At 72.4% G+C, this 22,285-nt stretch carries 24 protein-coding genes; 13 read left to right on the forward strand and 11 right to left on the reverse strand.

Features of this window, described 5'->3' with window-relative positions:
- The first annotated feature begins 1 nt into the window (after window position 1).
- A complete protein-coding gene (locus tag Asera_RS22265) occupies window positions 2-934 on the forward strand; it encodes an ATP-binding cassette domain-containing protein (protein WP_084131345.1) in 933 nt (310 codons plus the stop codon).
- Window positions 935-999: 65 nt separating this feature from the next.
- Here the strand turns inward: Asera_RS22265 and Asera_RS22270 are convergent, their stop codons facing one another.
- Together Asera_RS22270 and Asera_RS22275 are read right to left on the reverse strand one after the other, a co-directional pair.
- Window positions 1,000-1,266 (reverse strand): hypothetical protein, encoded by a 267-nt coding sequence (locus tag Asera_RS22270; RefSeq protein ID WP_030445925.1) that lies wholly within the window; start codon window positions 1,264-1,266, stop codon window positions 1,000-1,002.
- Window positions 1,267-1,490: 224 nt separating this feature from the next.
- Entirely contained in the window at window positions 1,491-2,354 is an 864-nt protein-coding gene (locus Asera_RS22275) for a LysR substrate-binding domain-containing protein (RefSeq protein WP_030445926.1), read from the reverse strand.
- Window positions 2,355-2,454: 100 nt separating this feature from the next.
- Between Asera_RS22275 and Asera_RS22280 the strand changes: the two genes are divergently transcribed.
- Complete coding sequence (locus tag Asera_RS22280; protein WP_030445927.1) at window positions 2,455-3,462, forward strand: bile acid:sodium symporter family protein; 1,008 nt, start codon at window positions 2,455-2,457, stop codon at window positions 3,460-3,462.
- 27 nt (window positions 3,463-3,489) lie between these two features.
- On the opposite strand, the gene Asera_RS22285 is transcribed toward Asera_RS22280, so the two are convergent.
- Window positions 3,490-3,885 carry a VOC family protein gene (locus Asera_RS22285; protein WP_051802187.1) on the reverse strand — a complete coding sequence of 132 codons (396 nt, stop codon included), beginning with the start codon at window positions 3,883-3,885 and terminating at the stop codon, window positions 3,490-3,492.
- Between the two features lie 59 nt (window positions 3,886-3,944).
- On the opposite strand from Asera_RS22285, the gene Asera_RS22290 reads away from it, so the two are divergent.
- The 4 genes from Asera_RS22290 to Asera_RS22305 all read left to right on the forward strand — a co-directional run bounded on the left by Asera_RS22290 (window position 3,945) and on the right by Asera_RS22305 (window position 7,542).
- Window positions 3,945-4,898 carry a helix-turn-helix transcriptional regulator gene (locus tag Asera_RS22290; protein ID WP_030445929.1) on the forward strand — a complete coding sequence of 318 codons (954 nt, stop codon included), beginning with the start codon at window positions 3,945-3,947 and terminating at the stop codon, window positions 4,896-4,898.
- Between the two features lie 76 nt (window positions 4,899-4,974).
- On the forward strand, window positions 4,975-5,949 hold the full coding sequence (locus tag Asera_RS22295) for an aldo/keto reductase (RefSeq protein WP_030445930.1): 975 nt from the start codon (window positions 4,975-4,977) through the stop codon (window positions 5,947-5,949).
- Window position 5,950: 1 nt separating this feature from the next.
- A complete protein-coding gene (locus tag Asera_RS22300) occupies window positions 5,951-6,805 on the forward strand; it encodes a DUF3626 domain-containing protein (RefSeq protein ID WP_051802155.1) in 855 nt (284 codons plus the stop codon).
- Window positions 6,806-6,858: 53 nt separating this feature from the next.
- Window positions 6,859-7,542, forward strand: coding sequence for a lysoplasmalogenase (locus Asera_RS22305; protein ID WP_051802156.1), 684 nt, complete (start codon window positions 6,859-6,861; stop codon window positions 7,540-7,542).
- Here the strand turns inward: Asera_RS22305 and Asera_RS22310 are convergent.
- Window positions 7,508-7,684, reverse strand: coding sequence for a hypothetical protein (locus Asera_RS22310; protein ID WP_157034782.1), 177 nt, complete (start codon window positions 7,682-7,684; stop codon window positions 7,508-7,510). The two genes, Asera_RS22305 and Asera_RS22310, sit on opposite strands and share 35 nt — an antisense overlap.
- A gap of 142 nt (window positions 7,685-7,826) precedes the next feature.
- Between Asera_RS22310 and Asera_RS22315 the strand changes: the two genes are divergently transcribed.
- Window positions 7,827-8,669 (forward strand): NAD(P)H-binding protein, encoded by an 843-nt coding sequence (locus Asera_RS22315; RefSeq protein ID WP_030445933.1) that lies wholly within the window; start codon window positions 7,827-7,829, stop codon window positions 8,667-8,669.
- A 101-nt stretch (window positions 8,670-8,770) separates the two neighbouring features.
- The gene (locus Asera_RS22320) at window positions 8,771-10,234 is read left to right on the forward strand and encodes an FGGY-family carbohydrate kinase (RefSeq protein WP_030445934.1); all 1,464 of its coding nucleotides are present in this window, start codon (window positions 8,771-8,773) and stop codon (window positions 10,232-10,234) included.
- 79 nt (window positions 10,235-10,313) lie between these two features.
- Here the strand turns inward: Asera_RS22320 and Asera_RS22325 are convergent, their stop codons facing one another.
- From Asera_RS22325 to Asera_RS22340, 4 genes are all read right to left on the reverse strand, one after another.
- Window positions 10,314-11,192, reverse strand: a complete 879-nt coding sequence (locus Asera_RS22325; RefSeq protein WP_030445935.1) for a carbohydrate ABC transporter permease — start codon at window positions 11,190-11,192, stop codon at window positions 10,314-10,316.
- Window positions 11,189-12,115, reverse strand: coding sequence for a carbohydrate ABC transporter permease (locus tag Asera_RS22330; protein WP_030445936.1), 927 nt, complete (start codon window positions 12,113-12,115; stop codon window positions 11,189-11,191). The genes Asera_RS22325 and Asera_RS22330 overlap by 4 nt, the downstream gene beginning before the upstream one ends.
- Before the next feature lie 53 nt (window positions 12,116-12,168).
- Window positions 12,169-13,527 (reverse strand): ABC transporter substrate-binding protein, encoded by a 1,359-nt coding sequence (locus tag Asera_RS22335; protein WP_030445937.1) that lies wholly within the window; start codon window positions 13,525-13,527, stop codon window positions 12,169-12,171.
- A 188-nt stretch (window positions 13,528-13,715) separates the two neighbouring features.
- The gene (locus Asera_RS22340; protein WP_030445938.1) at window positions 13,716-14,477 is read right to left on the reverse strand and encodes a DeoR/GlpR family DNA-binding transcription regulator; all 762 of its coding nucleotides are present in this window, start codon (window positions 14,475-14,477) and stop codon (window positions 13,716-13,718) included.
- Window positions 14,478-14,989: 512 nt separating this feature from the next.
- Between Asera_RS22340 and Asera_RS22345 the strand changes: the two genes are divergently transcribed.
- The 3 genes from Asera_RS22345 to Asera_RS22355 are packed head-to-tail and all read left to right on the forward strand — an operon-like array spanning window position 14,990 to window position 16,784.
- The gene (locus Asera_RS22345) at window positions 14,990-15,862 is read left to right on the forward strand and encodes a pirin family protein (protein ID WP_211255567.1); all 873 of its coding nucleotides are present in this window, start codon (window positions 14,990-14,992) and stop codon (window positions 15,860-15,862) included.
- Window positions 15,859-16,167, forward strand: a complete 309-nt coding sequence (locus tag Asera_RS22350) for a GNAT family N-acetyltransferase (RefSeq protein WP_030445940.1) — start codon at window positions 15,859-15,861, stop codon at window positions 16,165-16,167. Before Asera_RS22345 ends, Asera_RS22350 begins: the two co-directional genes overlap by 4 nt.
- Window positions 16,168-16,220: 53 nt before the next feature.
- Window positions 16,221-16,784, forward strand: coding sequence for a YceI family protein (locus Asera_RS22355; RefSeq protein WP_030445941.1), 564 nt, complete (start codon window positions 16,221-16,223; stop codon window positions 16,782-16,784).
- Between the two features lie 154 nt (window positions 16,785-16,938).
- On the opposite strand, the gene Asera_RS22360 is transcribed toward Asera_RS22355, so the two are convergent.
- The 3 genes from Asera_RS22360 to Asera_RS22370 form a co-directional block, all read right to left on the reverse strand.
- A complete protein-coding gene (locus tag Asera_RS22360; RefSeq protein ID WP_030445942.1) occupies window positions 16,939-17,724 on the reverse strand; it encodes an SDR family NAD(P)-dependent oxidoreductase in 786 nt (261 codons plus the stop codon).
- 78 nt (window positions 17,725-17,802) lie between these two features.
- Window positions 17,803-19,341, reverse strand: a complete 1,539-nt coding sequence (locus Asera_RS22365) for an MFS transporter (protein ID WP_084131406.1) — start codon at window positions 19,339-19,341, stop codon at window positions 17,803-17,805.
- A gap of 105 nt (window positions 19,342-19,446) precedes the next feature.
- On the reverse strand, window positions 19,447-19,725 hold the full coding sequence (locus Asera_RS22370; RefSeq protein WP_030445944.1) for a hypothetical protein: 279 nt from the start codon (window positions 19,723-19,725) through the stop codon (window positions 19,447-19,449).
- A 191-nt stretch (window positions 19,726-19,916) separates the two neighbouring features.
- Between Asera_RS22370 and Asera_RS22375 the strand changes: the two genes are divergently transcribed.
- Entirely contained in the window at window positions 19,917-21,359 is a 1,443-nt protein-coding gene (locus Asera_RS22375; RefSeq protein ID WP_030445945.1) for an ABC transporter substrate-binding protein, read from the forward strand.
- Window positions 21,328-22,284, forward strand: a complete 957-nt coding sequence (locus Asera_RS22380; protein WP_030445946.1) for a carbohydrate ABC transporter permease — start codon at window positions 21,328-21,330, stop codon at window positions 22,282-22,284. The genes Asera_RS22375 and Asera_RS22380 overlap by 32 nt, the downstream gene beginning before the upstream one ends.
- Window position 22,285: the final 1 nt, after the last annotated feature.

Below are 22,285 nucleotides of genomic sequence, written 5' to 3' on the forward strand. Positions count from 1 at the left end.
CATGTCCGATCCCCAGGGCGGTCCGCAACGACGCGACGAACCGGAGGTGCCCGTGCAGGAGACGCCAGCGGTGCCCGGCGGCGGTGCGCCGCTGCTCTCGGTGGAGTCGGTGAGCAAGTACTTCGGCAGCGTGATAGCGCTGTCGGAGGTGTCGACCAGCGCGCGGGCCGGTGAGGTCACCTGCGTGCTGGGCGACAACGGTGCCGGCAAGTCCACCTTCATCAAGATGCTCGCCGGGGTGCACCGGCCGGACCGGGGCGGGATCTGGCTGGACGGCGCGCGGGCCGAGTTCGGTAGCCCGCGGGAGGCGCTGGACGCCGGCATCGCCACGGTCTACCAGGACCTCGCCGTGGTCCCGCTGATGTCGGTGTGGCGCAACTTCTTCCTCGGCGCCGAGCCGCGCCGCCGGCTCGGTCCGTTCAGCCTGTTCGACGTGGCGGCGGCGCGGCGGATCACCCGCGAGCAGCTGGCCGCGATGGGCATCGACGTGCGCGACACCGACCAGCCGGTCGGCACCCTGTCCGGCGGCGAGCGGCAGGCGGTGGCGATCGCCCGCGCGGTGTACTTCGGTGCCCGGGTGCTGATCCTGGACGAGCCGACCTCCGCGCTCGGCGTCAAGCAGGCCGGTGTGGTGCTGCGCTACATCGCGGCCGCCCGCGACCGTGGTCTCGCGGTCGTGTTCATCACCCACAACCCGCACCACGCGTACCCGATCGGCGATCGGTTCCTGCTGCTCAACCGCGGCCGCAGCATGGGCGATTTCGGCAAGGACGAGATCGACCAGGCGGAGCTGACCCGGTTGATGGCCGGCGGCGCCGAGCTGGAGGAGCTGGCGCACGAGCTGGCCCGTACCGACGGCGCGGCGCCGCCGGAGTCGGCGGCCCAGGCGTCCCGGCTGCTCGCCGAGGACGCCGACGAGCTGGATCGCGAGTAGCGCGGCCGGTGCGGTGCGGCGGCTCGTCGGCGCGCGTACGACTGCCGGCCGGAGCGGCGCACAGCCTAGGTGGGGTCGGGAAGGATGCTGATGCCGGCGGCGCGGGCGGAGACGGTGCGGTGCAGCACCCGCTGGCCGCGCGGGTCCAACTCCCATCCGGTCAGCAGCAACCACCGCGCCTCGGCCGCGGCGCGGTGCTCGGCGGCGTCGATCGTCGACGGCTGCGGTGGTGAGGTGATCAGCAGCTGGATTGGTCTGGCTCGGAACTGGGGCGAGGCCTCGGCGCCGAGGTAGACCGTCTGACCGACGCGCGGAATGACTCCGATCGTCACCCGTTCATGATCCGCCCGGTCCGATCGGGTGAACAGGCCGGCAGCACAGGAAGCAATGACCGTCACACTCGGCAACGAATCGCAGCACCCCGCGCGTCGGCCGGGAACGTACGGTGCAGCCGGCCGGAAAGGCCGTAGACCAGGCGATTCGCCCGATCGGGCGGAGCTGCCGCCGGACCGGGCGGCCGCCGGTGCCGACAGTGCGGCCGGTGCCGGCGGGCGGGTCAGAGCGGGCGGTGCAGCCGGTCGCCGGCGGCGAGGATCGCCGCGGACAGCGCGGCGACCGGGCTGTCGGCCGGCTCGTCCTCGGCGCCGAGCAGGACGAACTCCACCTCACCCAGGTCCGGCAGCCGGTGTCGGCCGCGGATCTCCGACAGGCCGGGCGGGATCAGGCTGTGTGCGTGCGCGGTGACGCCGAGGCCGGCCATCGCCGCCGCGCGCAGGCCGGACAGGCTGCCGCTGGTACACACGATGCGCCAGGGTCGGTCGTGCCGCTCCAGCGCCTCGATGGCCCGGTCCCGGGTGATCGACGGCGGCGGGTAGACGATCAGCGGTACCGGGGTGGTCGGCTCCGGCCGGCTCGTCTCGCCGCCGATCCAGGCGAGCCGCTCGCGCCAGACGGTCTGGCCGCGGTGCTGGCCGCTGCGCCGCTTGGCGAACACCAGGTCCAGCTCGCGGGCGTCGAACGCGTCGTAGAGGATCGCCGACAGGCCGACGGTCAGCTCCAGGTCGACGAGCGGGTGGCTGGCGCGGAAGTTGCGCAGGATCTCCGGCAGCCGGGAGAGCACGAAGTCCTCCGAGGCGCCGAACCGGACCCGGCCGCGCACCTGTGCGCCGGCGAAGTAGCTGTCGGCCCGGGCGTGCGCGGCGAGGATCGAGTCGGCCAGCGGGACCAGCGCCTCACCGTCGCCGGTGAGCGCCACGGTGTGGGTGTCCCGGCTGAACAGCTGCCGGCCGGTGGTCGCCTCCAGCCGCCGGATCTGCTGGCTGACGGTGGACTGTCGCAGCCCGAGCCGGCGTGCCGCCTGGGTGAAGTTGCGGGTCTGCACCACGGCGAGGAACGTGCGCAGCAGCGTCGGGTCGAACATGGATATCACGTTAACCGATCACAGTAATAGCGGTGAACGTGGTTCACAATGACCCGGCGGAGTCGGAGAATCGAGAACGGATCACCGACGAAAGGCGGCCATGGCCCGCATCCCCGTGCTGTCTCGACTGCGCATCGACCCGTACATCCTGGCCATCCTGGCGATGGTCGGGCTGGCCGCGCTGCTGCCGGCCCGCGGGGTCGGCGCCACCGGGTTCGGCTATGCCACCGACATCGCCATCGGCCTGCTGTTCTTCCTGTACGGGGCGCGCCTGTCACCGCAGACCGCGCTCGCCGGCGCCAAGCACTGGCGGCTGCACCTCGTCGTGTTCTGCGCCACCTACGTGATGTTCCCGCTGCTCGGGATCGCGGCCCGGCTGCTCGTGCCGACCATCCTGTCACCCGACCTGTACGTCGGGGTGCTGTTCCTGTGCTGCCTGCCCTCGACGGTGCAGTCGTCGATCGCGTTCACCTCGATCGCCCGGGGCAACGTGGCCGCCGCGATCTGCTCCGCCTCGTTCTCCAACCTGGTCGGGATCGTGATCACGCCGCTGCTGGTCGCCGTCCTGCTGTCCGGGCACGGTACCGGGCTGTCGCTGCACTCCATCAGCGAGATCGTGCTGGAACTGCTCGTGCCGTTCGCCGCCGGCCAGCTGCTGCGCCGCTGGATCGGCGGCTTCGTCGAGCGGCACAGCACGCTGCTCAAGCTGGTCGACCGCGGCTCGATCCTGCTGGTGGTCTACACCGCGTTCTCCGAGGGTGTCGTCGCCGGGATCTGGCACCGGCTGTCGCTGCCGCGGCTCGGCGTGCTGCTGGTGGTCGACTGCGTGCTGCTCGCGCTCGCGCTCGCGATCACCGCGATCGGCTCGAAACGGCTCGGGTTCAGCTGGCCGGACCGGGTCACCATCATCTTCTGCGGCTCGAAGAAGAGCCTCGCCTCCGGCCTGCCGATGGCCGGCGTCCTGTTCCCGGCCGGCGCGGTCGGCCTCGCGGTGCTGCCACTGATGCTGTTCCACCAGATCCAGCTGATGGTGTGTGCCTGGCTCGCGCAGCGCTGGAGCACCCGCGCCGATGCCACCGAACAGGTCGAGGAACCCGCCGCGGCCTGATCGCCCCGACCTGTCCGGTGCCCGCGGTCAGGACGCCTTGCAGAGGCAGAACGGGTGGCCCGCCGGGTCCAGCAGCACCTGCCAGGTGCTGCCCGGCTGGAACTCCGGCACCGTGGCGCCGAGCCGCACGCAGTCCTGCTCGGCGGCCGACACGTCCGGTACCGACAGGTCCAGGTGGTAGCGCTTGGTGCCGGTGGTGTCCGGCCACGCCGGCGGCTGGTAGTCGGGCACCCGGCCGAAGCCGATCGAGGTGTGCCCGTCGGAGATCATCGCGTAGTCGCCCTCGTTGAACGTGATCTCCCAGCCGAGGACGCCGTGGTAGAACTCGGCGAGCCGGGCGGGGTCGGCGCAGTCCAGGTTGACCATGATCAGGCTGGCCACGGCAGCGGACGAAGTGTCGTTGAGCTGGGTGTTCGTTGTCATGCCGACCATGATGCCGGCTGTTCCCGTCAGTTCGTGTCGGGTACGTGAGAATGGTGGACGTGCGCGCCTCCCGACTGCTGTCGCTGCTGCTCCACCTCCAGGTCCGGGGTCAGGTCACCGGTCCGGAGCTGGCCGCACGGCTCCAGGTCAGCGAGCGCACCGTGCAGCGTGACGTGGAGGCGCTCGCCGCGGCCGGGATCCCGATCCGCTCGGTGCGCGGCCCGGCCGGCGGCTACTCGTTGCCGGGTGGCTACCGCACCCGGCTGACCGGCCTGGGCGCGGCCGAGGCGCAGGCGCTCGCGTTTCTCGGGCTGTCCGGCGCGGCGGAGGCGCTCGGGCTGTCCGACCAGCTGGACGCCGCGCAGCACAAGCTGTGGGCGGCGCTGTCCGGCGACGCCCGGGAGCACGCCGACCGCTCCGCCCAGCGCTTCCACCTCGACCCGGTCCGCTGGTACGGCAGTGCCGAGCCGACGCCCGCGCTCGCCGGCGTCGCCGAGGCGGTGTGGCTGGACCGCCGGCTGCGATTGCGGTACGCGGCCCGCGGGGGCACCGCCCGCGAGCGCGTCGTCGACCCGCTCGGGCTGGTGCTCGCCGCCGGCGACTGGTACCTGGTGGCCCGCCGGGACGGTGCGCGCCGCACGTACCGGATCTCCCGGGTGCTCGGCGCGCAGGCCCTGGACGAGGCGGCCGACCGCCCCGCCGGCTACGATCTCGCCGCCGACTGGGCCGACGCGCGCAGCCAGCTGGAGTCCCGGCACGAGCTGGTGACCGTCACGGTGCTCGCCGACCCCGCGGTACTGCCGGGCCTGCACCGGGTGGTCGCGGTGGCCGGCCAGCATCTGGTCGACGTGGCGGCCACCGAACCGGTGCGGCTGGAGGTTCCGTTCGAGGGTCTGGCCTGGGCGGCGACCGCGTTGCTGGGCCTCGGCGCCGGGATCGAGGTGCTCGCGCCGGCGTCGCTGCGCGAGCGGCTCGCCGCCGAGGCGCGTGCCGTCGCCGACCGGTACCGATAGGGTTCCCGACAGGCCCGCACCGAACGGCGCGGCGCGCCGATCGCGGGCCGACCGGCGATCGAACGGAAGGAGCGTCATGCGGTACACGACCCTGGGCCGTACCGGGCTGGAGGTTTCCCGGATCGCGTTCGGCACCTGGCAACTCGGCGGGGAGTGGGGGAGCTTCGACGCGGACGACGCGGTGGCGGCCATCCGGCGAGCCCGGGAGCTCGGCGTGACGTTCTTCGACACCGCGCAGGGCTACGGCTTCGGTGCCTCGGAGGAACTGCTCGCCCGCGGCCTGGCGCCGGAGCTTTCCGGCGACCGCGACAGCGTTGTCATTGCCACCAAGGGCGGCATCGACCCGGGCGGGCCGCGGCCCCGCAACGCCAGCCGCGAGTACCTGCGGGCCGGCGTCGAGTCGAGCCTGCGCGCGCTGGGTGTCGAGTACATCGACCTGTACCAGGTGCACTGGCCGGACGCGGCGACCCCGGCGGAGGAGACTGCGACCGCGCTGCAGGAGCTGGTCGACGAGGGCAAGATCCGGCACGTCGGGGTGTCCAACTACGGCGTGGAGCAGCTGGCCGCGTTCGACGCGGTGCGACCGGTGGAGAGCCTGCAGCCGCCGTACCACCTGTTCCAGCGCGGGATCGAGGAGAAGGTGCTGCCGTACTGCCAGGCGCACGACATCGGCGTGCTGGTGTACAGCCCGCTCGCGTCCGGCCTGTTGACCGGCACCTGGACCGAGGACGTGAGCTTCGACGACACCGACTGGCGGTCCAAGGCGACCGCGTTCACCGGTGACGCGCTGCGCGGCAACCTCGCGATCGTCGAGCAGCTCAAGCAGTTCGCCGCGGCCAAGGGTGTCTCGGTGGCACAGCTGTCGATCGCCTGGACGCTCGCCCGACCCGGCGTGGACGTGGCGATCGTGGGCGCCCGCCGGCCCCGCAACATCGCCGACAGCCTGGCCGCCGCGGACCTCACCCTGACCGCGGACGAGCTCGCCCGCATCGACGAGATCACCGCGAACGCCGTCCACTTCATCGGCGCGAGCCCGGAAGGCGTCGCCTGAGTTGACCGCGGGGGCCGCGCTCGACGACTTCGCTCGCCGGGCGTTGCGGCTGGTCGCGGCGCGTGCGGCCGGTCCACCGCTGGCCGCCGGCGTCGCGGTGACGGTGCACTTCCATCCGGACCGGCTGGTGGCCGGCGACACGGTGCTCGCCGGCCTGGCCCGCTCCGGCCGGTACCTGTCGCAGTTCGTCACCGGGGTCAGCAACGGCGGCCTGAGCGCGTACCGGGGTGGCGCGCGGTGGGGCTGGGAGAGCCGGCTGTTCGGCGGCGCGTACGACGCGGCGCCGCCGGACGCCCGCCCGGTGTACGGCGCGGTCATGACCCCGGCGCGGGTCGTCGGAGCCGCACCCCGGTTCGGCTCCTCGTTCCTGCGGTTGGCGCCGGAGACGCTGGAGCGCACCACGTTCTGCTACCCCGACAGCGTCTTCGAACCGGACGAGGTCGGTACGGCGCGGTGCATGTCGCTGCTCGCCCGGGCCGAGGCGGACGATCTGGAGCTGCTGGACTCCTACGTCGAGGCGCACGTGCACGGCGGGGTCCGGCTCGACCGGGACGTGGCCGCGCTGGTGCTCGACCGCTGCTACCGCGACACCGAGGTGGCCCGGCTGGCGGCGACGCTGCCCTGCCCGGTCGAGTGGCATCCCGGCTTCCGGCTCGGCGTCGACGAGTTGCGCCGCCACCCGGACTACCGCGGGGCCGACGCCGTCGAGCTGGGCGCCGAGATCGCGGTCGACGGTGCGCTGGACCCGGCCGTACTCGGCGCCGCGGCCGCCACCGGCAGGTACGACCCGCAACAGCTCAAGCGGGTCTGGCACCTGGTGGCGCGGTTCGGCGCCCCGGACCGTACGGCCGGCTGAGTACCTCGCCGATCCGGACGTGCCGGTGGTGCCGGGTGGCTAGGGTGCGAGCCATGACGCGGTCGGGTGGTGGGTCCGGGGCGGCGCGGGTGCTGCTCGCCGCGTACGTGGTGGGTGCCGTCGTCGAGCTGACCGCGGTGGCGCAGCACTGGACGCTCGTCGACCGGGCGAGCAAGCCGCTGCTGATGCCGCTGCTCGCGGCGTACCTGCTGGTCCGCCTCGGTGCCCGGCTGCGGGTGCTGCCGGTGGTGGTCGGCCTCGCGTTCGCCTGCGGCGGCGACATCGCGCTGCTGGTGTCGGGCACGGCGTTCTTCGCGCTGGGCATGGGGCTGTTCGCGGTGACGCACGCGTGCTACCTGGTGGCGTTCCTGCGGTCCGGCGCGCTCGCCGGGCTGCGCCGCCGCACCTGGGTCCCGGTGCTGTACGCGCTGGGTTGGCTGGCGCTGCTGGTCGTGATGCACGACCGCGTCTCGGTGCCGCTGCTGGTCGCGCTCTGCTGCTACGGTGTCGTGCTGTACGCGATGGCGTCCGGCGCGGCGTGCCTGGACGCGGTGCTCGGCCTGGGCGGGCTGCTGTTCGCGGTGTCGGACACGATGATCGCCCTGAACACCGGCGGGTTGCGGCTGCCGGCGCACGACCTCGCGGTGATGCTCACCTACCTGCTCGCCCAGGGGGTGCTGGTGGTGCGGTTCGCCGGGCTGGTCACTTCGGCGCGTGTCCGCGCAGGTAGCCGATGATCAGCAGGACGAGCACCGAGATTCCGATCAGCTTCCAGAGCTGACGGCGGATCTTCGCCTGCTTCTCGCCGCGGAACAGGATCAAGCCGATCGCGCCGACGAGAATCAGCACCCCGACGATCGCACCCGCCGTGGAGATCACCGCACCGCCCCTTAAGCCGAGCCTGGTTGTACCGATCGTGCCGTGAGCGGTGCGGATGGTGCAAGCCGGGGTGCGAGGTTGACTTCGACCCTGCTTCAACTCCTACGGTCGTCGAGGTACGCGCACGAGGAGGGGGACGACGATGGAGCAGATCCTGGTCACCGGCGCCACCGGGCACGTCGGTCGGCAGGTGGTCGAGCAGCTGGTGGCCGCGGGGCATCCGGTTCGGGCGATGACCCGCAGCCCGGCGACCGCGGCGCTGCCGGCGCCGGTCGAGACGGTGGCCGGCGACCTGGCCGACCCGGCGAGCCTGACCGCCGCGCTGGACGGGGTCGGCGCGGTGTTCCTGATCTGGCCCTTCGGGCACCCGGGCGGTGCCGAGGCGGCCGTCGCCGCGATGGCCGAACGGGCGGAGCGGATCGTGTACCTGTCCACGCTCGGCGCGGCGACCGGCGAGGACGGCATCATCGGCATGCACGGCCGGCTGGAGCAGCTGGTGGAGTCGGCCGGGCCGGCCTGGACGCTGCTGCGGCCCTGCGGGTTCGCCGTCAACACGCTCGGTTGGGCCGCCCAGATCCGCCGCGGCGACGAGGTGCGGGCGCCGTACCCGGGGCTGGTCCGGCCGCTGATCGACGAGCGGGACATCGCCGCGGTCGCGGTCGAGGCGCTCACCACCGGCGGCCACGACGGGGCCCGCCACCCGCTCACCGGTCCGGCGGCGCTGAGTCAGCTCGAGCAGGTCGCCACCATCGGCGAGGTACTCGGCCGGCCGCTGCGGTTCGTCGAGATCGACCGGGCGCAGGCGCGGCGCAACCTGATCGCCGTCGGGTTGGGCGAACACTTCGCCGACAGCGTGCTCGCCGGTCAGGCCGCACAGCTGGACAACCCCGAGCCGGTCCTCGGCACCGTCGCCGACCTGACCGGTCGGCCGGCCCACTCGTACCGGGACTGGGTGGCCGCGCACCGGGCCGACTTCACCGGCTGACCCGCGCGGACGATTGCAGCCGGGGCGACGGCATTGCGCGGCCGGCCATGCGTCCCGGACAATCGTGTACCACGTGATGTGTCAACCGGAGTGGGTGAACAGTGGACGGTGCGGGCCCGGCGCGCTACCTGGGCGTCGACATCGGTACGTCGGTGGCGAAGCTGGCGCTGTTCGACGAGGACGGCACCGTGCTGCGCACCGCCGGCCGCAGCGTGCCGCTGCAGCATCCGGCGCCGGGTCACGTCGAGCAGGACGCTGCCGCGGTGTTCGCCGCGGTGGCCGAGTTGGCTCGCGAGGTGTGTCCGACGCCGGCCGACGCGCCGCGGCTGGTCGCGGTGACCGGGCAGGGCGACGGCTGCTGGCTGCTGGACGACGACGCCCAGCCGGTCGGACCGGCGCTGTCCTGGCTGGACGCCCGGGCCGGCGACGTACTGGCCGACTGGGACCGGGCGGGCGTGACCGAGGCGATCTACCGGCGCACCGGCAACTCGCTGTTTCCCGGCGCGCAGGCACCGCTGCTGGCCTGGCTGGACAAGCACCAGCCGGACCGGCTGGCCCGCGCCGCCACCGCCGGGTACTGCAAGGACATGGTGTTCGGCCGGCTGACCGGGGTGCGCGCCACCGACGCCTCCGATGCCTCGATGCCGTTCGGCGACGCGACCGGCAGCCGGTACGACAGCGGCGTGCTCGACGCCTGCGGGCTGGCGCACCGGGCGGGGCTGCTCGCGCCGGTCGTGACGCCGCTGCCGACCGGCACGGTGACCGCGGGCGCCGCGGCGCTCACCGGGCTGCCGGCCGGCGTCGCGGTCACCGGCGGACCCTACGACCTGCCGGCGTGCGCGGCCGGGGGCGGCGTCACCGAGTTCGGTGCCGGCCTGCTCACGCTCGGTACCACGCTGGCGTGCCAGGTGCTCGTGTCCACTGTGGACAAGTCGGGTACCCGGGCCGGGATGCACCTGGCCACCGGCACGCCGGGGCGGTGGCTGCGAGCGATGCCGGCGATGGTCGGTACCGCGTCGCTGGACTGGCTGCTCGCCCTGCTCGGCCGCGGGCACGACCAGCTCGACGGGATGCTGCGCGAGACCGCGCCCGGCGCCGGCGGGGTCGAGGTACTGCCCTACCTGGCGCCGTCGGGGGAGCGGGCACCGTTCGTCGATCCGGCCGCCCGCGGCCAGTTCACCGGGATCGAGCTGACCACGACCGGCGCGCAGCTGGTGCGCGCGCTGTGCGAGGGACTCGGGTACGCGGCGCGGCAGTGCCTGGAGGCCGCCGGGCTGTCCGGCCGGCTGGTGGTGTGCGGCGGCGGGACCAGGTCGCTGCCGTGGCTGGAGATCTTCGCCTCGGTGCTGGGCCGGCCGCTGGAGCTGGCCCGCAGCCCCGAGGTCGGCGCCCGCGGCGCGGTGCTCGCCGGCCTCGCCGCGCTCGGCGAGCCGGTCGAGGTCGCGGCGTGGACCCGGCCCGACCGCCTCATCGACCCGGACCCGGCCGCGGTGTCGTACTACGAGGACGGCTACCGCCGCTACCTCGCCAACCAGGACGCGGCCCGGCCCCGCTGGCGCCGCTGACCGCCCGGCGGCCGCCCGGCGCGGGGCGCCCCCTCGACGCCCCGCACCGCACGTCACTCGCCCGCGCCGCGCCGTCCGGTCACTTCACGGCGCCGAGCGACAGCCCCTGGACCAGCTTGTTCTGTGCGGCGAACCCGGCGACCAGGACCGGGATCGAGATCGCGGTGGCCGCCGCGCACACCTTGGCGAGGAACAGCCCCTGAGTGGTGACGAAGCTGGTCAGGAACACCGGCGCGGTGCCGGCCACCACACCGGTGAGCACCCGGGCGAACAGCATCTCGTTCCAGGCGAAGATGAAGCAGATCAGCGCGGTGGCGGCGATGCCGGGGGAGGCGATCGGCAGGATCACCCGGCGCATCACGGTCGGCAGCCGGGCCCCGTCCAGCGCGGCCGCCTCCAGGATCGCCACCGGTACCTCGGCCAGGAACGAGTGCATCATCCACACCGCGATCGGCAGGTTCATCGCGGTGTACAGGATGACCATCAGCCAGATGTTGTCCAGCAGCCCGATGTGCTGGGCGATCAGGTACACCGGCAGCAGCCCGGCGACCGCCGGCAGCATCTTCGTGGTCAGGAAGAAGAACAGCACGTCCGACCACTTGCGTACCGGCCGGATCGCCAGCGCGTAACCGGCGAACAGGGCGAGCACCACCACCAGCGCGGTGGACACGACGCTCGCGGTGGCCGAGTTGATCAGGTACGGCCACGGGTTGGTGGCGAAGAACTCGCGGTACCCGTCGGTGGTCAGCGGCGCGGTGAGATCCGGAGGGTTGGTGGCGGCGGCCTGCTCGGAGTGCAGCGACGTGAACACCATCCACGCCACCGGGAAGAAGAACGCGATCCCCACGATCCAGGCGACCACCCCGAGGACGGCGCCGCCCCGGCCGCGTCGTACCCGGCGGGGCCGGGCCGGCGGCGGCACGGCGGTGCCGGTCGGCGCCGAAAGCGTCTGCGTCATCGGTCCGCCTCCTGCTTCAACAGCGACGACACGACCCGCAGCGCGAAGGTGGCGACGATCATCGAGCCGATCACCACGATCACCCCGGCCGCCGACGCGCGTCCGTAGTCGTGTGCCTGGTAGAACGTCTGGTAGATGGTGTAGGGCAGGTTCGCGGTGCCGAGCCCGCCCGCGGTGATGGTGAACACCGCGTCGAAGTTCTGCACGATGTAGATGCAGCCGAGCAGCGCGCCGAGCTCCAGGTACTGCCGCAGGTGCGGCAGCGTGATGTGCCGGAACACCGCCAACGCGCCGGCGCCGTCGACCCGCGCCGCCTCCAGCACCTCCGGCGAGCGCGACTGCAGCCCGGCCAGCAGGATCAGCATCATGAACGGCGTCCACTGCCAGACCAGGCTGGACACCACCGAGAACATCGGCGCGTCGGAGATCCAGTCCGGCTGCGCGGCACCCGGACCGAAGATCCCGGTCAGGATGCCGTTGAACAGCCCGTACTCGGGGTTGTAGAGGGCGTGCTTCCACAGCAGCGCCGCGGCGACCGGTACCACCAGGAACGGCGCGATCAGCATGGTGCGCACGATCGCCCGGCCGTGGAACCTGCGGTCCAGCAGCAGCGCGATCGCGAGGCCCAGTACCAGGCTGACCAGCACCACCGAAACGGTGAGGATGACGGTCGTCAGGATCGAGGAGCGCAGCTGCGGGTCGCCGAGTACCGCGGTGTAGTTGCCGAACGCGGCGAACCCGCGCCGGTCCGGGTAGAGCGCGTTCCAGTCGGTGAACGAGATGACCAGCGTGGCCGCGAACGGCAGCTGGGTGACCACGATCGTGAACAGCAGCGCCGGCAGCAGCGGACCGCGGCGGGCCCACCGAGCCGCCACCCGGCGCGGTCGTACGCCGGCGGGGGCCGGCAGCGACACGGTCGTCATGCGGATCCTCCTCGGTGCGGTGCCGCCCGGACGGCCGGGCGGCACCGAGCGGACTACTGGTATTTCTTGGCCACCGCGGCGGCCAGCTGCTGGCTGCGGGACAGCGCCGCCGAGACCGACGTCCTGCCGGCGATCGCCGACGAGATCTGTTGCGACACCTGGGTACCCAGGTCGGTGAACTCGGGGATGTCGACGAACTGGATGCCCACCGTCGGCCGCGGCTGCACCCCCGGGTCGGTCGGCTTCGCCGTGTCGATCGCGGTCTGCATCGCCGGGTAGAACGCCTTCGCCGCCTTCTGGTACTCCGGGTTGGCGAACGTGGAGGTACGCGTGCCGGGCGGCACCTGGGCCCAGCCGAGCTTGTTGCCGACGAGCTTCAGGTAGCCCTTGCCGCAGGCCCAGGAGATGAACTTCCACGCGTCGTCGGTGTGCTTCGACGCCTTCTGGATCGCGAACGCCCACGAGTACAGCCAGCCCGACGAGCTGGTCTTGTCCACCGGCGCGGGCACGTAGCCGACCTTGCCGGCGACCTTCGAGTCGCTGCCCTCCAGGCTGCCCGCCGCCGACGTGGCGTCGTACCACATGGCGACCTTGCCCTGCTCGAAGTCGTTGAGGCACTCGGTGAAGCCGGCCTGCGCGGCGCCCGCCTCACCGTGCTTGCGCACGAGGTCGACGTAGAACTGGGTGGCCTTCTTGAAGCCCCCGGTGTCGACCTGTGCCTGCCAGTCCTTGGTGAACCAGGTACCGCCCATCGTGTTCACCACGGTGGTCAGCGGCGCGATCACCTCGCCCCACCCGGGCTGCCCGCGCAGGCAGATGCCCTTGAGGCCGGGCTTGGCGCCGTCGGCCTTCGCGGCGAGGTCGGCCACCTGCTGCCAGGTGGGGTGCGCCGGCATCGTCAGGTGCTTGGCCGCGAACACGTCCTTGCGGTACATCAGGAACGACGACTCGCCGTAGAACGGCTCGGCGTACACCTTGCCGCCGGACGACAGCGACGACTGGATCGGCTTGAGGATGTCGGACTGGTCGAACGCGGTGTCCTTCGCCGTGTACGAGTCCAGCGGCGTGATCCAGTTGTTCTTCGCGTAGAACGGCACCTCGTAGTTGCTGATCGTGGCGACGTCGTACCGGCCGGCCTGGCTGGAGAAGTCCTGGGTGAACTTGTCCCGGGCGTCGTTCTCCGGCAGCACCGTGAAGTTGACCTTGATGCCGGTCTGTTTGGTGAAGTTCGCGGCGGTCAGCTTCTGCAGATCGACCATCTGCGGGTTGTTGACCATCAGCACGTTGATGCTGTGGCCGGAGGCGGAGGTGCCGCCGCCGGCACCGCCACACGCGGTCAGTGCGGCCGCGGTGACCCCCAACGCCAGCGCGGCACCCAGCAGCCGGGTGCGGCCCGGCAGGAACCTGGACATGGTGTGACTCCTCCACCTCGTCTGCGGGCAGACTCGCCCGCGCCTCCGGGGTGATCTCCGGATGCTTGTCGGACATCCGGAGGTTGTCCCGGATGCTTGTCGGACATCCGGAGGTTGTCCCGGATGCTTGTCGGACATCCGGAGGTTGTCCCGGATTCTCTGTCGGACAACGAAACCGTGTTAGCGGCTCAGACCCGCATCACCTGCGGACCGAGCATGGACAGCCGGCGCGCCTCGGTGGCCGGCAGCCCGGTGTCGGTGATGAGCGCCTCGAACTGACCGATGTCGGCGAAGCGGCAGAAGCTGGAGACGCCGAACTTCGTGTGGATGCCGACGAACACGCGCCGGCGCGCCGCCCGTACCGCGCACCCCTTGACCGCCGCGACCGCCGGATCCGGCGTGGTCAGGCCGTGCTGCCGGGAGATGCCGTTCGCGCCGATGAAGGCCAGGTCGATGACGAACCCGGACAGCATGTTCGTCACCCAGTGGTCCACGGTGGCCAGGGTCCGGCCGCGGACCCGGCCGCCGAGCATCAGCACGTTCGCCGCGCCGGCCTCGGCGACCGCGGCGGCGGTGGACAGCGAGGCGGTCAGTACGGTCAGCTCCCGGTCGGTGGGCAGCGCCTCGGCGACCAGCTGCGGGGTGAACCCCTCGTCGACGAACACGGTGGCCGCGTCGCCGAGCTGCTCGACCGCGGCCGCGGCGATGCGCCGCTTCTCCGGCACCCGCCGGGTGGTACGCATCGCCAGCGTGGTCTCGAACGTCGCCGTCTCCACCGGGTACGCACCGCCGTGGGTGCGGCGGATCAGCCCGTGCTGCTCCAGCAGCTTCAGGTCCCGGCGGACCGTCTCCGGCGCGACCGCGAGCTCCTCGGCCAGCCGGGTGACCTCGACCCCGCCGTTGCTGCGCGCCAGCGACAGGATCCGGTGCTGTCGTTCGTCGGCCTGCATCGGCTCCCGCCTCCCTTGACATCTCGGCAACGGCGTTGTGACGTATGTCTAACATCGCCGGCACCTGCCGAACACCGCTCGGACACCACGATCTGTGTCCGATTGTGCCCGGTTGATCGGCCCGATCGGGCGCCGGGGACCGCGTCAATCAGGCGTAATTGGTCCGTAACCGCTGCCCGTTCGGGCATCAGCTCCGCCCGTTTGTTGCCCGGTGGTGCCGGAACGCGCCCGGATCGGGCGCGATTCGGCGGGGCCCCGGGCCCGGGTTCACCGGCCGGCACGATCCCGGCGACACGGGCGCGCCGGCACGGCCCGAACGAGCCGGTTTGCGCCCGGTACCGGCATAGCATCGGGTCAGGACCGAGCGACGCATCAGGCCCGTTGGTGCCTCGGGCCGTCGCGGCGGGGGAGGAGCGTTCGTGAGCAACCTGGACACGCGGCCGGACGTGCTGGTCTGCGGCGGCCGTCGAGACGTGCCGGCCGAGCCGGTGCACGAGGTGCTGCCCGGCCGGATGGTGCCGCTGGGCGAGAGCACGATGGTGCGCCGGCTGCTGCCGACGCTGGGCCGGCGGCTGGTGGGCGCCTGGTGCTTCCTGGACCACTACGGCCCCGACGACATCGCCGACCGGCCCGGCATGCAGGTCGCGCCGCATCCGCACACCGGCCTGCAGACGGTGAGCTGGCTGCTGTCGGGCACCATCCAGCACCGCGACAGCCTCGGCCACGAGCAGCTGCTCGCGCCCGGGCAGCTCGGCCTGATGACCGCCGGGCACGGCATCGCCCACTCCGAACAGTCACCCGTCTCGCACCCGGCGCTGCTGCACGGCGCGCAGCTGTGGGTGGCGCTGCCCGAGCGGTACCGGGAGGTCGCGCCGGCGTTCGACCACCATCCAGATCTGCCCGTGGTCACCGACCGCGGCCTGGCCGCGACCGTACTGCTCGGCACGCTGGCCGGCGCCACCTCGCCCGGCACCACCTACTCGCCGCTGGTCGGCGCGGACGTCACCCTCGATCCGGGCGCCGACGTGCGGTTGCCGCTGGAACCCGACTTCGAGTACGCGATGCTGTCCGCGTCCGGCGCCGCCGAGATCGACGCCACCGAGTTGGCACCTGGCGCCCTGATGTACCTCGGTACCGATCGCCGCGAGGTGCGGCTGCGCGCCGAGTCCGGTGCCCGGCTGCTGCTGCTCGGCGGTGAGCCGTTCGACGAGCAGATCGTGATGTGGTGGAACTTCGTCGGCCGCAGCGGCGACGAGATCGCGACCTACCGCGAGCAGTGGAACACCGGCGACCGGTTCGGCGTCGTACACGGCTACCAGGGCGATCGGCTGATCGCACCGACGCTGCCCGCGGCGCCGCTGAAGCCACGGGGGAGGACCCGATGACCACCAGCGTGGTGGAGCGACCCGACGTCGACCGGTACGAGCTGCACGTCGACGGCGACGGCGTCGCGGGCTTCGTCACCTACCGGCGGGCGCCGGGCGAGATCGCGTTCCTGCACACCGAGATCGACCCCGCGTACGAGGGCAAGGGCCTCGGCAGCGTGCTGGCCCGGCGGGTGCTCGACGCCGCCCGCGAACAGGGACTCGCCGTCCTGCCGTACTGCCCGTTCATCCGCGGCTGGATCGCCCGCCACCCCGACTACGTCGACCTGGTTCCGGCGCAACGGCGGGCCGCGTTCCAGCTTTGAACCGGCGCCCACCGGGTACCCGGAAGGACGGGACGCCGGGAAGGGAGGCCATCATGGCCGTATCAACCGGAAAGTACCGGTTCGGCAACGACGTGGGCTGGCTGCGGCTGCGCACCGAACGCACCGGGCTCGGCCGCCGTGCCGGGCACGACCTGCTGTTGGAGGCGACCCGCTGGTCGGGCACCGCGACGATCGGCGCGGGAGACCAACTGCCCGCGGGCGCGGTCACCGTGGAGGTCGAGGTCGCCTCCCTGGTGGTACGGGAGGGCAGCGGCGGGATCAAGCCGCTCACCGATCACGACCGCCAGGACATCGTGCACCAGCTGCGCAGCAGCAAGCTGCTCGACGCCCAGCGGCACCCGACGATCACGTTCACCTCGACCGGCTTCAGCGGCGGCGCCGAGGGGTTCGAGCTGACCGGCGAGCTGACCATTGCCGGCACGACCGAGACCGTCACGGTGTCCGGCGCGGTCGGCACCGACGACCGGGTCCGGGGCACCGCCACCGTGCGGCAGACCAGATGGGGTGTGAAGCCCTACTCCGCGTTCCTCGGTGCGCTGAAGCTCGCCGACGACGTCGCCGTCAGCTTCGACACCGCCCTGGCCCCCGCCGACTGACCTACCGATCGCCACGGCGTGCCGGCGGCTGGTCGGTCGTCCGGGGTGCCGGCTGGTCGGTCGGTCGTCGCGAGGTGCCGACTGGTCGATCGGTCGTCGCGAGGTGCCGACTGGTCGATCGGTCGTCGCGGGGTGCCGGCTGGTCGGTCGGTCGTCACGGGGTGCCGACGAGGCCGCCGTCCACGCGCACGTCGATGCCGTTGAGATAGCCGGCGAGCGGGCTGGCCAGGAACGTCACGGTCGCCGCGACGTCGTCCGGGGTGCCGAGCCGGCCGGAGGGATTCGGCGCGTACCGCTGGGCCAGCTCGGGTTCCAGGCTGGCCCAGTCCCGGCCCTGCGGGTCGTCGGCGAGGAACATCGCCCGCATCGCCTCGGTGACGATCACGCCCGGACTGACCGAGTTCGCGGTCACGCCGGTGCCGGCGAGATCCTTGGCCAGCGCGGTCGTCAGGTTGACCACCGCCGCCTTCGCGGCCCCGTAGTCGACCAGGTTCGGCACCGGGCTGGTGGCGGTGCGGCTGCCCAGGTTGATCACCCGGCCCCACCCGGCCGAGCGCATCGGCGGCACCAGCGCGCGGATCAGCGCCACCGCGGACAGTACGTTGCCCGCCCAGCTGTCCCGCCACACCCGCTCGTCGCCCGTGCGCCAGTCGTGCTGGGCGACCGGTCCGGCGTTGTTGATCAGAATCGCCACCCCGAACTCGGTTGCCGCGGCAGCGATCCGGTCCAGGTCGCCGGGATCGGTCACGTCGCCGAGCACCGTCGCGGCCACCCCGCCGGCCGACCGGAGCTCGTCGGCGGCAGCCTCCGCTCGGACCCGGTCGCGGCCGTGTACCAGCACCGGGCAGCCCTCGGCGGCCAGCCGCCGCGCGATCGCCGCCCCGAGGCCACTGCTGGATGCGGTCACCAACGCCGGTCGGCCGGCCAGTCGAAGATCCATACCCGCACCGTAGGCCCCCGCTGTGACAGCACCGACGGCCTCGGCCCGGCCGCCCGGCCCGGCGCAGTGCCGCTTCGCCTACGCCTCGGCCACCGGGCGCGATGCCTCGGGGCCGGCGCCGGCGTGCTGGCCGGGGCCGGGCGGGTGCGGCGTCGTGACGACAGCGGCCGGGTAGCTGCGCCGCAACGCATCGGTCCGCGCCCGTGCAACGGGGCGAACCCACCGGGCGAGTCGCCGCGACCGGGTGAGGCCTCCGGGCGAATCGTTGCGGCGGCCGGTGGCGAGCGCGCCGAGCAGCGCGACCGCGGCCATGACCAGATCCAGTGCCGCCACCCCGCCGCTCGGGTGCGCCGCCGGGGCCAGCGCGGTGATCAGCACGCCACCGGCGCCGATCAGCACCACCTGCCCGAGCAGGTCGCTGATCTGCATGGCGGCGGAATTGAAGCCGCGGTCGGTGATGGTGGACAAGCCGAGAGTCAGTACGCTCGCCGCGGAGGCGCCGAGCCCCAGGCCGGCGCCGGCCACGGCCAAGGTGGCGAGCACGAGCCAGGACGGCCCCCACTCCGGCGCGGCCAGCGCGGTGGCGGCGAGACCCGCCGCCACCAGCACGAAACCGGTGCGCAGCAGGACCCGCCGGGAGATCTCGCGGCGCCGCCCCTGCCAGGCGGCGGCCGCGCACCAGCCGAGCGCGCCGACGGTCAGCGGGAGCCCGGCGGCCGCCGGCGAGTACCCGTGCACCGCGGTGAGAGTCAGCGGCACGTACGCGGCGACGGCGAAGTAGGCGCCGGACAGCAGGCCGCGGGACAGCACCGCGGTGGGCAGGCCGGCGCGGGCGGTGAGCGTACCGGTGGGCAGCAGCCGGCGCACCGACGGCACCAGGACCGCCAGCGCGACGAGGCCGGCGACCACGGTGAGCGGCGACGGATGCTGCGCGCCGAACTCCAGTACGACGACGCTGGCCGCGGCGGCGAGCGCGGCCAGCGGCAGCCAGCGCCGTACCGTCACCGGGTCGTCCGGCAGGTGCTTCGGCAGCCGCCGCAACGCGGGCACCAGCACCGCGATTCCGGCCAGTACCAACGGAACCAGGCCGAGGAACACGTACCGCCAGCCGGCGTGCTGCACGACCAGCCCGGAGGCCGTCGGCCCGAGCAGCGCGGGCACCACACAGGCGGTGGACAGCGCGGCGTAGGCGGCTGGCCGGTCCGTGGCGGGGTACACCGCGGCGATCAGCACGGTGACGGCGACGACCTGGGTACCGGCGCCGAACCCTTGCAACGTGCGGCCGGCGAGCAGCGCCGGCATCGCGCCGGCCGTGCCCGACACCACCAGCCCGACCACGAACACGGCCGGGCCGGCGAGCATCGCCGGCACCGGGCCGTACCTGTCACACAGCCGGCCGGCGAAGACGCTCGCCACCACGCTGGCGGCGAGGAACGCCAGGAACGGCCAGGAGTACTCGGCGCCGGCGTGCAGGTCGGCCGCGATCTGCGGCATGGCGGTGTTGACGCCCAGGTCCTCGAACGTGGCGAAGGTCACGAGCGCCACGATCCCGATCGTCGCGCCGCGCCGGTCGGCGGCGAACAGCGCGCTGCGCCGCCCGGATGCTGTCGTCGTCACCGCGTGATCATCGAACTTCAACCATGATCGAAGTCAAGATGCGCGGCGCCGCAGTCATCGCCGGCCGCCCCACGCGGCCGGCCCCACACCGGCGGCCTCCGCGGCCTACTGCGCGGGTGGCTCGTCCGGGGCGATGCGGCGCAGCGAGTAGGTCACCGAGTGCAGCCGGCGTGGCGTGCCGACGTAGACCGGATCCCGGTCGTACGCCTGCCAGCCGGCGTTGCCGGCCCGGTTGAGGTGGCGCAGGTCGTCGAAGCGTTCGTCGGTGCCCCACCGGGACACGCCGCCGAAGTAGTAGAAGCTCGCCGACCAGTCCATGAACCGGTCGTTGCCGAACGTGCCGGTCGAGGAGTACTCGAGCCGCGCGTATTCCCATCGGGTCACGCGGCAATGATGCCGGAGCGCGCCCGGTGCCCGCCACTCGTACGGCGTGCCCCCGTTCGCCGGGGTTGCTGAAAAGTTCTGCCAGCGGATCTGTCGCGTTCGCAACAATCATGGCATCGTGTGCCTGTCGCGATCACCACGTCGGGCGTGGGGGGCGATTCGTCGTCAGTCTGTGGAAGGGGCGACACAGCATGCGTTCTGGACCAATCGCAGCGCGATCGGCGGCGGCGGTGGCGGTGCTGCTCACCGTCGGGCTGACCGCCACCGGCTGCGTCAGTGCCAAGCACGACAGCGGCGGCGGCGACCCGCAGCGCAACGCCAACGCCAAGCACGCCACGCTGACCATCTCCACCAACGCGATCGTCGGGGGCAAGAACGCGCAGGAGGCCACCTGGATCTCGAAGACGCTGATCCCCGCGTTCGAGAAGGCGGAGAAGGCCAAGGGCCGCGACGTCACCGTCAAGTACCAGCAGAACGGCATCGACGACGCCAAGTACGGCGAGAAGCTGGAGCTGTCGCTCAAGGCCGGCGGCGGCCCGGACATCTACATCATTGGCGGCGACTCGATCAGCCGGTACGCCAAGGCCGGGTACGTCGAGCCGCTGGAGAAGGTCGTCGGCAGCAAGGTCGACAGCTGGTCGGGCTGGCAGCAGGTCGACAAGTCGGTGCAGCAGAACGTGTCGATGGACGGCAAGTACTACGGCGTGCCGAACGGTGTGGACGGCCGGGTGCTGTTCTACAACAAGAAGCTGTTCGCGAAGGCCGGGCTGCCGGCGAACTGGCAGCCGACCAGCTGGGCGGACATCCTCGCCGCCGGCCGGAAGCTGAAGAAGCTGTCCGGGGTGACGCCGATCCAGATCGACGCCGGTACCCCGATGGGCGAGGCGACGACGATGCAAGGCTTCCTGCCGCTGCTGGCCGGTGCCGGACAGCAGATCTACGACACCAAGACCGGCAAGTACCAGGGCGACACCAAGGCGATCCGCGACGTGCTGAGCTTCTACCGCAGCCTGTACGTCACCGACAAGCTCGGTGACCCGAAGCTGCAGCAGGACCCGAACGGCCGGGACGAGTCGTTCAGCGAGTTCTCGAAGGGCAAGCTCGGCATCATCGGCGAGAGCGACTACCTGTGGCGCTCGATCGTGTGCCCGGACAAGTCCATCTGCAACGCCACCTCGATGCCGGACCGCAACTCCACCGTCGGGTACGCGCTGATCCCGGCCGAGAAGCCCGGCGCCGGAGTGGCCGGCCAGGACTTCGTCTCGATGTCCGGCGGTGGCGGCTACACCATCAACCCGCGCACAAAGTACCCGCAGCAGGCGTGGGACCTACTGACCTTCATGCGCTCGCCGACCCAGATCAAGGCGCAGCTCGGCGACACCGTGCAGATCACGGCGAACAAGCAGGTCAACAGCGAGATCCTGAAGAAGGACCCGGCCCTGTCCTTCATCGCCGACAAGGTCCTGCCCATCACCCGGTTCCGGCCGTCGGAGGAGCACTACTCCTCGGTCGGCGCGCTGTTGGAGGAGGCGAGCGGGCAGGCCGCCGCGGGCAAACCGATCGACCAGATCGCCAAGGAGTACCAGCGGGGTGTGGTGAAGCTTGTCGGCGCAGACCACGTCGCCTCGGACTGACGGCAGCGGCGCGGCCGGTACCTCCCGGCCGCGCCGTACCGGCCGCGCCGCGGCGAGCGACGTCGCCGGGCTCGGGATCGGCCGGGCGGTGCTGTTCGTCGTACCGGCGCTGGCGCTGATCGCCGCGTTCCTGGTGTTCCCGGCGCTGTGGACGCTGTATCTCGGGGTGCTCAAGTACGACCTGGCGGGGAGCAACGCCGCGGCGCCGCAGTTCGTGGGGCTGGGCAACTACACCGACGCGCTGACCGACCCGCGGTTCGCCAACTCGGTACTGCTGACGCTGGCGTTCGTGGGGCTGTCCGCGGTGATCGGGCAGAACGGGCTGGGTTTCGTGCTGGCGGCGACGCTGCGCCGAGCGGCCGGCTGGGTACGGACGCTCGTCAGCGGGCTGGTGCTGCTGTCCTGGATCCTGCCCGGCACGGTGGTGGTGTTCCTGTGGCAGGCGCTGCTGGACCGCAACGGCGGCACCCTGAACGCGCTGCTGGGCACCCCCGGTGCGGCCTGGACGCTGGACCACCCGCTCGCCACGATCGTGGTGTTCAACGTGTGGCGCGGCACCGCGTTCTCGATGCTGCTCTACTCGGCCGCGCTCGACGCCGTGCCGACCTCGCACCTGGAGACGGCCCGGCTGTACGGATCGGGGCCGCTGCGCACCTTCCGCGACGTGGTGCTGCCCCGCATCCGCGGGCACATCCTGACCAACACGCTGCTGATCACGCTGTGGACGTTCAACGACTTCACCCCGTACATGCTCACCGGCGGCGGGCCGGAACACCGGTCGGAGACGCTGCCGGTGTACGTGTATCGGATGTCCATCGAGGGTGGTCAGCTCGGCTTCGGCTCGGCGATCTCGCTGATCATGCTGGTGATCAACCTGGTGATCGCGCTGTTCTACCTGCGCCTGCTGCGCCGGCGGGGAGGCTGAC

The organism is Actinocatenispora sera, from assembly GCF_018324685.1.
GTDB classification, from domain to species: domain Bacteria; phylum Actinomycetota; class Actinomycetes; order Mycobacteriales; family Micromonosporaceae; genus Actinocatenispora; species Actinocatenispora sera.